The 12,516-nt window shown below is 56.5% G+C and carries 12 protein-coding genes and 1 pseudogene; 11 read left to right on the forward strand and 2 right to left on the reverse strand.

Annotated features, from left to right (window positions below; translation table 11 throughout):
- The first annotated feature begins 162 nt into the window (after nt 1–162).
- Nucleotides 163–1,245 (forward strand): virulence RhuM family protein, encoded by a 1,083-nt coding sequence (locus EJP87_RS09035; RefSeq protein WP_130471541.1) that lies wholly within the window; start codon nt 163–165, stop codon nt 1,243–1,245.
- Nucleotides 1,246–1,264: 19 nt separating this feature from the next.
- Here the strand turns inward: EJP87_RS09035 and EJP87_RS18995 are convergent.
- Together EJP87_RS18995 and EJP87_RS18470 are read right to left on the reverse strand one after the other, a co-directional pair.
- Nucleotides 1,265–1,420: pseudogene (locus tag EJP87_RS18995) on the reverse strand (transposase); the annotation flags it as partial.
- Between the two features lie 205 nt (nt 1,421–1,625).
- Nucleotides 1,626–1,847 (reverse strand): hypothetical protein, encoded by a 222-nt coding sequence (locus tag EJP87_RS18470; RefSeq protein ID WP_130471543.1) that lies wholly within the window; start codon nt 1,845–1,847, stop codon nt 1,626–1,628.
- 231 nt (nt 1,848–2,078) lie between these two features.
- Here EJP87_RS18470 and EJP87_RS09050 point away from each other — a divergent pair, with 231 nt between their 5' ends.
- The 10 genes from EJP87_RS09050 (at nt 2,079) to EJP87_RS09095 (ending at nt 12,266) form a co-directional block, all read left to right on the forward strand.
- Nucleotides 2,079–2,450, forward strand: a complete 372-nt coding sequence (locus EJP87_RS09050) for a hypothetical protein (protein ID WP_130471544.1) — start codon at nt 2,079–2,081, stop codon at nt 2,448–2,450.
- Nucleotides 2,447–3,163: a V-type ATPase subunit gene (locus tag EJP87_RS09055; RefSeq protein ID WP_130471545.1), complete on the forward strand. Its 717-nt coding sequence runs from the start codon at nt 2,447–2,449 to the stop codon at nt 3,161–3,163. The genes EJP87_RS09050 and EJP87_RS09055 overlap by 4 nt, the downstream gene beginning before the upstream one ends.
- Nucleotides 3,163–5,016 carry a V-type ATPase 116kDa subunit family protein gene (locus EJP87_RS09060; protein ID WP_130471546.1) on the forward strand — a complete coding sequence of 618 codons (1,854 nt, stop codon included), beginning with the start codon at nt 3,163–3,165 and terminating at the stop codon, nt 5,014–5,016. The genes EJP87_RS09055 and EJP87_RS09060 overlap by 1 nt, the downstream gene beginning before the upstream one ends.
- Nucleotides 5,017–5,080: 64 nt before the next feature.
- Nucleotides 5,081–5,431 carry an ATP synthase subunit C gene (locus EJP87_RS09065; RefSeq protein ID WP_130471547.1) on the forward strand — a complete coding sequence of 117 codons (351 nt, stop codon included), beginning with the start codon at nt 5,081–5,083 and terminating at the stop codon, nt 5,429–5,431.
- Nucleotides 5,431–5,730: a hypothetical protein gene (locus EJP87_RS09070; protein WP_130471548.1), complete on the forward strand. Its 300-nt coding sequence runs from the start codon at nt 5,431–5,433 to the stop codon at nt 5,728–5,730. Before EJP87_RS09065 ends, EJP87_RS09070 begins: the two co-directional genes overlap by 1 nt.
- On the forward strand, nt 5,730–6,329 hold the full coding sequence (locus tag EJP87_RS09075; RefSeq protein WP_130471549.1) for a hypothetical protein: 600 nt from the start codon (nt 5,730–5,732) through the stop codon (nt 6,327–6,329). Before EJP87_RS09070 ends, EJP87_RS09075 begins: the two co-directional genes overlap by 1 nt.
- Complete coding sequence (locus tag EJP87_RS09080; RefSeq protein ID WP_130471550.1) at nt 6,326–8,110, forward strand: V-type ATP synthase subunit A; 1,785 nt, start codon at nt 6,326–6,328, stop codon at nt 8,108–8,110. The genes EJP87_RS09075 and EJP87_RS09080 overlap by 4 nt, the downstream gene beginning before the upstream one ends.
- Nucleotides 8,111–8,152: 42 nt before the next feature.
- Nucleotides 8,153–9,556, forward strand: a complete 1,404-nt coding sequence (locus tag EJP87_RS09085) for a V-type ATP synthase subunit B (RefSeq protein WP_130471551.1) — start codon at nt 8,153–8,155, stop codon at nt 9,554–9,556.
- A complete protein-coding gene (locus EJP87_RS09090) occupies nt 9,553–10,152 on the forward strand; it encodes a V-type ATP synthase subunit D (protein ID WP_130471552.1) in 600 nt (199 codons plus the stop codon). Before EJP87_RS09085 ends, EJP87_RS09090 begins: the two co-directional genes overlap by 4 nt.
- Nucleotides 10,153–10,955: 803 nt before the next feature.
- A complete protein-coding gene (locus EJP87_RS09095) occupies nt 10,956–12,266 on the forward strand; it encodes a DUF4010 domain-containing protein (protein WP_130471553.1) in 1,311 nt (436 codons plus the stop codon).
- Nucleotides 12,267–12,516 lie beyond the last annotated feature (250 nt).

The raw sequence follows: 12,516 nt of genomic DNA on the forward strand, positions 1-12,516 counted from the left end.
AATGTAGACGCAGACTGGGTGATGTGCGGGATGTGGCTTACCGTTCTGCTCCTTCCTGCTGAAACTCTAAAGTCCAGGAATGAAACCAAAATCCAGAAATCCGCGGAATGGACAATCTGGTGATCGACGTGATTTGTCCTGGAGTCCTGCTCGCTGGATGCAATGGAGGTTGACTTGAGCAAGAGCGAATTGCCAAAACGGTCAGCGAAGAGTGTGGTGTCGATCGTCCGTTCATCGGCGGCCGAGTACCTTACCTTTGTCGCATCCGTCGGCCAGGGCGGGGTTGAAGCACTATACGCCGATGAAAACGTCTGGCTCACTCAGAAAATGCTGGGCCAGTTGTACGACGTTGATGTCAGGACCATTAACTACCACCTGAAAAAAATCTTTTCAGACAGCGAGTTGGATGCGGGTTCAGTTATCCGAAATTTTCGGATAACTGCCTCCGATGGCAAGATCTACAACACTCAGCACTACAACTTGGCGGCCATCATCGCCGTGGGCTACAAGGTCAACTCAGAACGCGCGGTGCAGTTTCGCAAGTGGGCCACCGGCATCATCGAGTCGTTTACCATCAAAGGCTTTGCGATGGACGACGAGCGTTTGAAGAACAACGGCTCTGTGCTCACCAAGCAGTACTTTGAGGAGCAACTGCAACGCATCCGCGAGATTCGGCTCTCGGAGCGCAAATTTTACCAGAAAATCACAGATATATACGCTACGGCAATTGACTACGACGTCACGGCCCAAGCCACCAGGCGGTTCTTTGCCACGGTGCAGAACAAGTTGCATTGGGCCATTCATGGGCAGACGGCGGCTGAGGTAATCCACCTCCGTGCCGATGCCGACAAGGATCATATGGGCCTGACCTCTTGGAAGGATGCGCCCAGGGGGAAAATTCAGAAATTCGATGTGGTTATCGCCAAGAACTACCTGACCGAGAACGAGATGGCCCAACTGCAGCGGCTGGTGTCAGCCTATCTGGATTTGGCAGAAGACATGGCACTTCGCCAGATTCCGATGACAATGCAGGATTGGGAGTCACGCCTGAACCGGTTCATCGAAGCGACAGACCGGGAAGTTTTGCAGGACGCAGGCAAAGTAACGGTCGAAATCGCCAAGGCGCACGCCGAGAGTGAGTTCGAAAAATACCGCATCGTGCAAGACCGGTTGTTTGAGAGCGACTTTGACCGGTTGTTGAAACAGATCGAGTCTGACAACAAGCAAGGTGATGACGATGCATAACTCCAACAGGCAAACCAGACATGCCTGCGGCGATAAAATCATCCTTCCATTGGCCAATGGTCTTGGTGCTGACACCATAACGGCGAGCCAGAATAGATGCCGGTTCCTCTCGCCGCAACAAGGCCAATACGATCTCTGTGCGCTGTTCTGGGGTCAAGTTGGATGGTCTACCCATGTTCGGTCCTCTTGTTCTTGTCGGTTGCTTGGGTCATTATCCGAAACTGACCGTTGCCAGGCAACCGGGGGCAAGACAAAGAGGATGTCGTAGCAGCAAATGCAATGCTATCCATAACACAGCAAAACGGGAGTTTGCATTATAATTTACATTAACATGAATAACTTTTTATCGATTTCTTCTGCAAATGCTATTCCTAATATCATTAACAATATGGAGAAGAGACTATTTTGAGAAGACGTTTGATGTCAGGAACTGTCAACACCGTGTCAAAGGAGAGCGTCAAACGTGGCGAATCCTGTTCGTTTACGGAACAGCTACCCAATGGTGTATGTTCTGGCATTGCAATAGGCGTAGTCAATCCCACTGCTTCTGTCTTTGCAGCACCTGTTTGCTCCGTATATATTTCCAGCTCTTGTGCACGCACTATTGATCTCCTGTTACCATCTTGCGTCATGTCATTGCCGATCTCTACAAGCAACTCATACGCCAACAACCTGAACCGGGCCGCAGCGCGAGCAAACGGGCCAGCAGTATACAGAGCCCATTTTTCTGTTTACCCGCTTGCTGGAACCGGTTAACATAGCAGGCAGTGGTTACGTTTTGCGCAGACTAGCACCAGCACAGCGCCTCCTTGCACTGCCACAGGATCATCGCAATGGATCACCCCCCTGCTACAACTCTCTCTGCCGCCGCGGCCATGCAAGCCGCTCTCTCTGCCGAAGCTGCCGCCAGCCAAGCCATCACCGCTTGTCAACAACAGGCTGAACGGCTCCTTGATGAGGCACGCCGCCGCGCCAGTGAAATCAGCAGCCAATCGGCAGCCCGGATCAGTGAACTGCACAAGGAGTATAACAAACGCATCCGCAAACAGGAGGAGAGCGCCCAGGAACATGCCCGACGCCAACGCTCCTCACTCAGCGACCTGCCGGAAACCACCCTGAATGCCGCCGTCGAACCTCTGGCAGAGTGGCTGACCGGTGCCAGGGCAGATCTCCCCGATCCCAAAAACAGCGGCAGCTCGCCATGACTCCCGCTTTTGCCTATCTGCAAGCCCGCTTGCAAGCCCATCATGGACAACGTCTGGATGAACATGGCTGGCGTCGCCTGGAGATGGTCATGCCCTTCCGCCTCTTTCTCAAAAATGCCCGCGAAACCTCTTTGGCCCCCTGGCTGCAAACCATCAGCGAAAACGACGAACCCTCCCTGCTCGAACAACGCTTGCGCGAAACGCTCCACCATGAGCTCCAGGATCTCTGCCATTGGAGCCCGCCGCAATGGCAAGCAGCCATCCGCTGGACCAGCCATCTGTGGCTGTTGCCGGCCTGGCAACAGCGCTGGCGCGGCCAACCACTCCCTCCCGGAGTGACCCTGCCTGATGATCCTGCGATGAATGCCCTGCACTCCTCCTGGAAAAATGGCACCCCGCTGGAAGAGGGCTGGTTGTGGCACTGGCAAGGGCTCTGGCCCCAACGCAACAAGCAGGAGAGTCGCGCCCTGCACAATCTGCTGCGCCTGCTCCAGCAACATCGCCTGCTCTTTGCCGCTCTGCCCGATGCCCACGCTGCCCGTCAGGCACGCCTGCAACTGCAACAGCAACTGCGTGAACAGTTTCGCCGTGCCGCCGGTCAACCAGCAGCCATCTTTATCTATCTGGCTCTGGCCGCTCTCGATTGGGAGCGTCTGCGCGGCAATCTGTTATTGCGCGCTCTCTTCCATGCCAGCGCTCCGGAGCCACACTGATGTTTCGCCCCCATGCCGCACATTGGTTTCACCTTCTGGTCATTCGCGAAGAGCTGCCGCAAACCCTGGCGCTCCTGGCCAGTCAACAAGGTATCGAACTGGAAATTCGCACAGAAGAGAGCCACAAGCTGCTCTCGGAGGAGATAGCCGACTATCTCAACCATTTTCAACAGCTCTCCCGGCAGTTTCATGCGCACTGGCCGGAAGCCCGTCATGAAGCGCTGCCACGCTTCTATGCACACAAACAAAATCATGACAATCCACAAGATGTGCTGGCCAAAGCCCTGGAGGCTTTGGAGCAGTGGCGTCTGGAGGCCGAACCGCTGATCCAACGCCTCGATGAAGAGCGCGCCCGCCTGGCCGATCTGACTCTGTATGAAGAGCTGGCGCGTCAACTGCTGACCCATCCGCAAGCGGCTCTGCTCGACCTGGCTGCCCTGCGCGAAAAAAAGGGCAACTGGTTACAAGTCGCCCTCTTTTTTCTGCCGGAACCACTGCCTGCCACCACCATTCCTTCACTGCTCCTCTGCCCCATCAGCGGCGAAAACAGCCATTTTTTGCTCGCCTCGGGTACTGCCGAGGATATGCTCACCTTAAGCGAACAGGTGGCCAGCGCCAAAGGACGTGCTCTCTCCCTGCCCTATTGGCCTGCCGGGCGCAGTGCACAGATCCTGCCGGAACTGAAAGAGCGACTCGATGCCAGCAGACAAAAAATGCAGCGCCTGCAACAGGCTCTGCATATCATCCATCGCCGTTATGACATTCCCGAACATCTGCAGGCAGTTGCCCGCCTGCAATGGTTTTTTTCGGCCATCGAACGGGTGCAGTCGGGCCCCTGGCTGGTCCGTCTCTCCGGTTGGACCGATCAAAACGACAGCAACCTGATCAATCATCTCTTCCATCAGGCCGGTCTGCATGCCCTGCTGGATCTATCCGAACCACCCGCCAATGTGCAGCCGCCAACCATTCTGGTCAATCCCTGGTGGGCCAAACCTTTTGAGCTCTTTGCCCGTCTCTTGGGCATGCCGGGTCAACATGAGGTCGATCCCTCGCCCCTGCTGGCACTGATTGCTCCTCTGCTCTTTGGCTATATGTTTGCTGATGTCGGCCAGGGCATCCTGCTGACTGTCATCGGCCTGCTGTTGCGCAAACCACTCGCCATTTCCTGGCTATTGATCTCCGGCGGTCTTTCCGCCACCTTTTTTGGCCTGCTGTTTGGCAGTCTGTTTTGCCGGGAGGATCTGTTGCCTGCCATCTGGCTGCACCCTACCCAACATCCTCTGCCGGTTTTGGCTGCTCCCCTGTTTTTGGGTGTTCTGCTGATTTTGACCGGTTTGATCCTCGACGGTGTCAGCCACTATTGGCGTGGGCATCTGGAACAATGGTGGTTGCGGCAGTCCAGCATTCTGCTGCTCTATTTGGGTGCCATGATCGGCCTGCTGCATCCGGTCGGCTGGATTTTGGCCGCCGCTGCTCTGGCCTGGTTTCTGCTCGGCAACCGTTTGGCTGGTGATTCGTGGCTCACCCTGCTTGGCCATCTGGCACATCTGCTGGAAAGCAGTCTGCAGTTGGCGGTCAACAGCCTCTCTTTCGCCCGGGTCGGCGCCTTCGCTCTGGCCCATGCCGGTCTCTCGCAAGCGGTGGTCACCATGGCCGATCTTACCGGTCATCCTCTGGGCGCCTTTCTGGTCCTGCTGCTCGGCAACCTGCTGATTATGCTCCTGGAAGGTTTGGTGGTTTCGGTACAAACCACCCGTCTGATTCTCTTTGAATTTTTTGTCCGCTTCCTGCGTGGTGAGGGTCGCCCCTTCCGGCCCCTGACCCCGCCTCCCGGTTGGCTTTTTCAAGGATAGCGGCTTATGATAGCTGATTGTCTCTCCCCCATCTGTCATCCCTGTAAAACCCAAGGAGTGGAATATGTCGCCACGCAGCAAAATTGCCCTTGCCTTAACCCTCTTTACCGGTCTGCTGGCCACGGCCCTGTTGCTGTTGGGTGGTCCGGCTCTGGCCAGTGATCCCCAAGCAGGCGCGGCCGCCCGCGCCGTCGGCGACAGCAACGGCCTCGGCTATATCGCCGCAGCTTTAGCCACCGGACTCTCCTCGCTGGGTGCCGGCCTCGCCGTGGCCCATGTGGGAGCAGCCGCCATCGGGGCCATCACCGAAAAACCGGAACTGCTGGGACGCATGCTCATCCTGGTCGGTCTGGCCGAAGGAATCGCCATCTATGGCCTGATTGTCTCCATCCTGATTTTGAACCGGTTGGGGTGATGCCTGATCTTCTGTTCATCGGCGATAGCTTTAGCGCCTCCGCCTGGCGCCTGGCGGGTGTGCACACCTTGGTCGCGGAACCCGGCAGGGAGGCAGAACAGGTGTCACAACTCTGCACCCCCCCTGCGCAACTGGTTTTGCTCTCCGCCGCCATTGTCCACTCCTTGCCGGTGGCACTGCAACAGCGCCTCTTTACCCTGGTCTCGCCCATGGTCCTGGTGGTCCCCGACCTGCGCGAAGCATCAGCCATGCCCGACCTGGCGGAGATCGTGCGCAAACAATTGGGAGTCGGACAGTGATGCACGACGATCACAGTGAAGCCTTGCGCCTGCTGGTGCAACGGATCAAGCAACAGCAACAGCTCCAGTGCCAGCAGATTCTGGATGAAGCACGCAACCGGGCTGCCGAACTGTTGGCTGCCGCCACCGCCGAGGCGGAAAAACGGGAGGCTGCCGCTCTGGCCGCCGAACAACAGCGCCTTGCCGAAACAGAAGCGACGCTGCAAGCGCGCCAAGCCACCGAACAACGGCAACAACGTCTGCTGCAGACCCGTGCCCTCTTGGAGCGCGGTTGGCAACGACTGCTGGAAAATGTGCAGCGGCGTTGGGACAATCAGGCACAACGCGCACACTGGTTGACAATGCTGCTGCAAAAGGCCCAGCAAACCTTCCACCATGCGGATTGGCTCATCCTGCACCCCCAGGAGTGGAACCCGGAAGAGTGGCGCGCGCAACTGCCCAGCGCCCGCTTTCAGGTCGATACGGAACTGACTGCCGGTGTTAAAATCTGCTGCAAAGGTGTCTGGCTGGATGGCAGCCTGCAGGGCATGATCACCAGCCAACGGGAACTCTCCGGCCTGCTCTTGGCCCAATTGGCAATCGATGAGGAGACATCATGAGCACTGCCACCATCCATTGGATCAGCGGTCCGGTCTTGCGCGCCATCGCCAGCGACTCCTTTCATATTCATGAGGCGGTCCAGGTCGGCAATAAAGGGTTGCTGGGCGAGGTGGTTCGTCTGAAAGCTCTTGCTGACGGCAGACAAGAGATCACGGTCCAGCTTTTTGAAGATACCACTGGTCTGCGCCCTGGAGATCTGCTGCAGGGCCAGGGAGCGGCCCTTTCGGTGCGTCTGGGCCCCGGCCTGTTGGGACAGATTTTTGATGGTCTGTTGCGCCCCTTGAGCGGAGGGGAAGAGCGCAACTTTTTGGCACCAGGAATCTATCCTTTTCCCGATCAACACTTTCCCTTTTACCCGTTGGTGGCAAAGGGGGCCGTGCTCAAAGGGGGCGAACCCTTCGCCGCAGTGCGCCTTGCGGCGGCAGAGAGTACCGGCAACGATAATTTGACCCAACTCTGCCTGGTTCCCCCCCACCTGCAGGGTACGGTAATCGCCATTGCCGAAGCGGGTCGCTATTCCGACCGGGAGAGTGTGTGCACCCTGGAGGAGAGCAATGGCCAAACCCATACTCTGGCCATGAGCCACAACTGGCCGGTACGCACCCCCCGACCGGTGGCCGAGCGTTTAACCATCGGACCCCCACTCTTGACCGGACAGCGGATCCTGGATTGTCTCTTTCCGGTTGCACGCGGCGGCAAGGCCACCGTTCCGGGCGGCTTTGGTACCGGCAAAACCGTGTTGCTGGAGACCATCGCCAAATGGTGCAATGCCGATGTCATCATCTATTTGGGCTGTGGTGAACGGGGTAACGAAATGGCGGGTGTGCTCGATGAGTTTCCCCATTTGGAGGATCCGCGCACCGGTCGTCCGCTGATGGAGCGGATGGTGGTGATCGCCAACACCTCCAACATGCCGGTTGCCGCACGCGAAGCCAGTATCTATACCGGAGTGACTGTTGCCGAATATTTTCGTGACCAGGGGCTGCATGTCGCCTTGATGGCCGACTCCACCAGTCGCTGGGCGGAAGCGTTGCGCGAGGTTTCGGGACGGCTGGGTGAGTTGCCCGGCGAAGGGGGCTATCCGGCCTATCTCAGCACCCGTTTGGCCGATTTTTATGAACGTGCTGCCCGTGTGCAAACCCTCTCTGGCAAAGGGGGTTCGGTCACCTTGATCGGGGCGGTCTCGCCGCCCTCCAGCGATTTTTCTGAACCGGTGACCACCCACACCAAGCGCTATGTGCGCAACTTTTGGGCATTGGATCGCAAACGCGCCCATGCCCGCTTCTATCCGGCCATCGATCCGTTAACCTCCTATTCTGAGGATGCCACCCTGCTGGCCAGTTGGTGGCATGCCCGTGGCAACCCCAATTGGGCAGAGCAACGACGCCGCTTTTTGACCATTCTGGAAGAGCAGTCCCGTCTGGAACGGATGGCCATGATTTTGGGTAAGGATGCGCTGCCGCCCCAGCAGCAATTGGTTTTGCTGGCTGCCACCCTGATCAATGAAGGATTTTTACGGCAATCCGCCTTTGCCGCCAAAGATCGTTTTGCCTCTCCACAAAAACAAAATCGCATGATGACGATTTTGGACCGCTTTGTGGATTTGGCGCAACAGGCGATTGCCGACGGGATGAGCATCGAACAGATTCGCAACCTGCCCCTGCTGCGCCGTATCCAACGCATGGGCGAAGAGATCGGTGAAGAGGAGCTGGAGCTCTTCACGCAACTGGAAGAGGCCATGGAAAAAGCCCTCCATCAGGCACAGCCGCGCCTGCCGTGATAAGGTATTTTTCCCTACTGCTTATACAAGGATATATCGGCCATGATCACTGCCAACCTTTCCCTGACCGATGCCATCACGCGCATTGACGGACCGCTGCTTTTTGCCCATCGGCGTGTCGATGTGGGGCTGAATGAGGCAGTGGAGGTGATCGGCAGCGATGGTCATGCCCGTTTGGGCCGCATCGCTGCCCTGGATGACGAGTTGATGACCGTGGAAATTTTGGAATCCACCAGCGGCTTGAGTCTGACCGGCACACGCATTCGCTTTTTTGCTGAACCGATCTCCTTTTCGCTCGGCCCCGGCATTCTTGGTCGCATCTTTGACGGTGTGGGCCGGGTGATTGATGGTGGTCCCCCCATTGCCACCCATGCGCGCATGCCGGTCGATGGCGCGGTTCTCAACCCGATGCGCCGCAAAAAGCCGGAGGATTTTATCGAAACTGGCATTTCGACCATCGATGTGCTCAACAGCCTGGTACGCGGACAAAAGTTGCCCATCTTTTCAGGAGGCGGATTGCCCCATAACCGTCTGGCCATCGAAATCGCTCTGCATGCCCGCTTGCGCCAGAGCAAAGAGCATCAGGAGAGCGCCTCTCCCTTTGCCATCGTCTTTGCTGGTATTGGTGTTCCTTTTGAAACCGCTGAATTTTTCCGCCGCTCCCTGGAAGAGAGCGGTGCTTTGGGACGCACGGCTCTTTTTCTGAATCTGGCTTCCGACTCCAGTACCCAACGCCTGCTGGCGCCACGTTTTGCCTTGACTGCTGCCGAATATCTTGCCTTTGTGGAGGGGCGGCATGTATTGGTGATCATTACTGATTTTACCAACTATTGCGAGGCCCTGCGCGAAGTCTCAGCCAGCCACGGAGAGATTCCTGGACGCAAAGGCTATCCCGGCTATATGTATTCCGACCTGGCCACCCTCTATGAACGGGCTGGCAGTCTGCAAGGCAAGCCGGGCACCTTGACCCAACTGCCGATCTTGACCATGCCCTCTGATGACATCAGCCACCCGATTCCCGATCTGACCGGCTATATCACCGAAGGACAGATCACCCTGAATCGCTCCCTGGACCGCGACGGTATCTATCCACCGGTCGGCGTCTTGCCCAGCCTCTCCCGTTTGATGAAAGATGGGATCGGTCGTGGTTTTACCCATCCCGATCATCCTGCCCTGGCCAATCAACTCTATGCCTCCTATGCCCGCGCCATCCAGGTACGCCTGCTGGCCAATGTGGTCGGCAGCGATGGATTAACCCCCGATGACCGGCTCATGCTCACCTTTGGGCAACAATTTGAACGCCGCTTTATCCACCAAAACAAGGCACGCACTCTGGATGAAAGCATGGCCGAAGGGTGGTCTTTGTTGCGCCAGTTGCCCATCAATGAACTCTCCCGGCTCAATGATGAGCAAATTGCCACCTATATCCAGCCCGGAGCCGAATGATGGAAAGCACTCCCACACGCAGCGCTCTGCTCCAGGCCCGCGATGAACGGCAGGTCATGGGAGAGGGTTTTCGCTTTCTCGATGAGAAGCGACTGCTTCTTGCTGCGGAGATGGCCAGGCAGTTTGAACGTTACCAGCAAGAGCGTGAGCTCTGGCTGCAGCAACACCAGGAGGCGCTCAACGCCCTGCAACAGGGAATCGCCCGTCACGGCCTGCATGGATTGCAACTGCTGCCCACACCGGCGGCGCCAGGGGCGCTGCAGAGCGAACAACGGCGTTTTTTTGGGGTAATCCTCCAGGAGATTTTGCAGAGTGCTCCGCCCACGACTGCGGCTACACACTCTCTCCCCTCCCCGGAGGCCCGCTTCTGTCAACAGAGTCTGCAGCAACTGTTGGCCACCTCAACCCTGCTTGCTGCCCGCTCCGGCAATCTGCATCGTCTGCTGGCCGAATATAAACGCACCGAGCGGCGTGCCCGCGCTCTGGAAGATCTTCTGCTCCCTGAATTGGATGAGTTGATCCATGAAATGGAGCTCAGCCTCGAAGAGCTGGAGCAGGAGGAGGCGGTGCGGGTGCGTTTGGGTCGTTCGGCATAAAAGAAGAGCAACATTCTTGACACCACCATCCCGCACCAACCGCGACGCAACGACAGCGACACACGCAGCCAACCATCCCCTGCGCCTCTCCCCCCGGCATGACAGCACGGAACATAACCATTCACCACCCAAAACTATTGCGGGTCCAGGGAGGGCACCTCCCTGGCCGGGTCCAGGGATGGAATCCTTGGATTTTGCTTGTAATCTTTTGCCTTTGGCGCGCTTTTCAAACTAAGCCGACGCGCTTTTTGCGTCGGCTTAAGCGCCTAATGGAAGCAAGCTGTGCGGATTGGCGCGCATTTTTGCGCCAATTTGTACAGCATCCCCATGGGGGGGGGAGTTGGCGAGCCAGCACGAACCTGAAAAGTTACCACGGCACAAACAAAATCTTTTACCCCTCGCGGCACACCCTGTGCTCACCCGGCGCCCTTGCACTTCGCATAAGTCGTTTATCGAACAATAGAACGATAAACAGTAGCATCCCGATAACATCGCAAAAATTTGTTTGCTTATAAAACTTGCGAAATATTTTTCCACCCCGGGCAATATCTTTCTGGCCGCTCTGCTGCGCGCAAAAAATTGCATTGCAACATTCTCACGCCGAGTTTGACGTTGCTTGACATGCCGCAAAAGAAAGGCGTACAGTCCGCCTTGCCGGCATTTTTGCCGTAGCAAGAGAGTGTGATCTCGGCGCACCACACTGCTGCGCAGAGCAGCATTTTTTGCTTTTTTTGCCTGCCATCAAGCTGCAAAAAAAAGCGACGGGATCATCGTTACTCATTGAATAATATCAGGATTAGCTTATGGAAAACGATACCATCCACATTGGCTTGCGTCTGCTGGTCTCCTTGGCCATCGGTTTTGTCATCGGCATTGAGCGCACTATCGCCAAACGCGGTTCCGAACATCGGGTCGGGGCACGCGACTTTATGTTGGTCTCCATCTTCTCCTTTGCCGCCAGCTTGATGACCGATAAGCCCTATGTCTGGGCCCTGGCCTTTGGCATTGTGCTGCTCTATTCTCTCATGATCAGCGTGTTTGAAAATATGAAGGAGGTCTCCGGCCTTACAACTGTTATCACACTGCCAATCACCTTCATCTTGGCCTCCTTGATCAACTTTGGCGTCAATTTTTGGTTTATCGCCACCCTGCTCTTTGTGGTGATCCTGGTGCTGGGCATGAAAGAGCAACTCCATGCCTTTAGCGATGATTTTCAACTCTTTGAAATTCTCGACCTGGCCATCCTGATTGCCATCACCATCACCATCACCCCGTTGGTGCCAAGCAATCTGTTTCTGCCGGTACCGCTGTTCAACTATAACGGCGGAGCCTGGAGCGTTACCTTTCAAAACATCAGCGTCGCCACCTTCTGGAAAGTGGTGGTGATGGTGAGCATCATGAGCTTTGGTGCACATTTTATCACCAAATATATCAAAGGCCGTAATGCGCTGCTCTTGGCAACCTTTTTTGGTGGCCTGGTCTCATCACTGGCAACCATCATCCTGCTGTTGAGCAAAGATCCTGAAGGGGGCAAAGAGGAGTTGGCGCCACGGGAGATTTTTCTCGGTTTTGTCGCTGCCAATACCGGCTCCATCACCAAGGATATAGCGGTCTTTTTTCTGGTGATCGGAGCGGCAGCTTTTGAAAAATATCTGTTTCCCATGGTCTCCACCCTGCTGCTCTTTGTCGGCTTCACCACCTACTCTTTTGCCCGCGCCCAACCAGGGGAGATCAAAATTACCAAACGTCCTCTGCCACTGAGCTTTGTGGTCAAATTTTCCTTTGTCTTTGCCTGCGTGATGGTCTTCATGGCCATGGTGACCCACTATCTTGGGAGTGGTGCCACGGTATTGGCCGCCTTCTTCTCCGGGGTGATCAGCTCTGCCGCCGCTCTGGCCGCCGTGGGTAACTCTTTGGCCAGTGGCAGCATCTCGGTCAATGTGGCAGGCTGGAGCACTATCGCCGCCCTGCTCGGCTCGCTGACTGCCAAATATCTGGTCATCGCCAAAATGATCGGTTGGCAAAAAAGCAGCCGTTTTGCCATGCCCATCGCTGCCTTGGCCGGTGTGGGACTAACCACCATGTGGATGTCACTCTCCATGGCCAGCAAATAGCCGCACCGCACCCCATTTCTTTTTGCAAGCTTGTGCAATAAACAGGGCAATCGCATTTGCCAATTTTCTCACTGTTGCCACAAGCGAAACTGTGCATGTCGGGCGTCCGCCCTCCCAAAGAGTGCCCCTTTGGGGCACAAATCTGTGCGGCATGCGCGAATGCTACGCATTCGCTTTTGTGAAACGCCGCACATTACCAGCAGGGCTTTGCCCTGCACCCACCAGGAGGAGATAATCTCCTCCTGGACCT

Origin of the sequence: Candidatus Magnetaquicoccus inordinatus (genome assembly GCF_004217665.1) — a bacterium.
Taxonomy (GTDB): domain Bacteria; phylum Pseudomonadota; class Magnetococcia; order Magnetococcales; family Magnetaquicoccaceae; genus Magnetaquicoccus; species Magnetaquicoccus inordinatus.

Excerpts from the sequence above, each read along its gene's own strand:
- EJP87_RS09035 (WP_130471541.1), top strand. The coding sequence starts at position 163 with ATGGAGGTTGACTTGAGCAAGAGCGAATTGCCAAAACGGTCAGCGAAG.
- EJP87_RS09060 (WP_130471546.1), top strand. The coding sequence starts at position 3,163 with ATGTTTCGCCCCCATGCCGCACATTGGTTTCACCTTCTGGTCATTCGC.
- EJP87_RS09095 (WP_130471553.1), top strand. The coding sequence starts at position 10,956 with ATGGAAAACGATACCATCCACATTGGCTTGCGTCTGCTGGTCTCCTTG.
- EJP87_RS09055 (WP_130471545.1), top strand. The coding sequence starts at position 2,447 with ATGACTCCCGCTTTTGCCTATCTGCAAGCCCGCTTGCAAGCCCATCAT.
- EJP87_RS09085 (WP_130471551.1), top strand. The coding sequence starts at position 8,153 with ATGATCACTGCCAACCTTTCCCTGACCGATGCCATCACGCGCATTGAC.
- EJP87_RS09070 (WP_130471548.1), top strand. The coding sequence starts at position 5,431 with ATGCCTGATCTTCTGTTCATCGGCGATAGCTTTAGCGCCTCCGCCTGG.
- EJP87_RS09075 (WP_130471549.1), top strand. The coding sequence starts at position 5,730 with ATGCACGACGATCACAGTGAAGCCTTGCGCCTGCTGGTGCAACGGATC.
- EJP87_RS09090 (WP_130471552.1), top strand. The coding sequence starts at position 9,553 with ATGATGGAAAGCACTCCCACACGCAGCGCTCTGCTCCAGGCCCGCGAT.
- EJP87_RS09065 (WP_130471547.1), top strand. The coding sequence starts at position 5,081 with ATGTCGCCACGCAGCAAAATTGCCCTTGCCTTAACCCTCTTTACCGGT.
- EJP87_RS09080 (WP_130471550.1), top strand. The coding sequence starts at position 6,326 with ATGAGCACTGCCACCATCCATTGGATCAGCGGTCCGGTCTTGCGCGCC.
- EJP87_RS09050 (WP_130471544.1), top strand. The coding sequence starts at position 2,079 with ATGGATCACCCCCCTGCTACAACTCTCTCTGCCGCCGCGGCCATGCAA.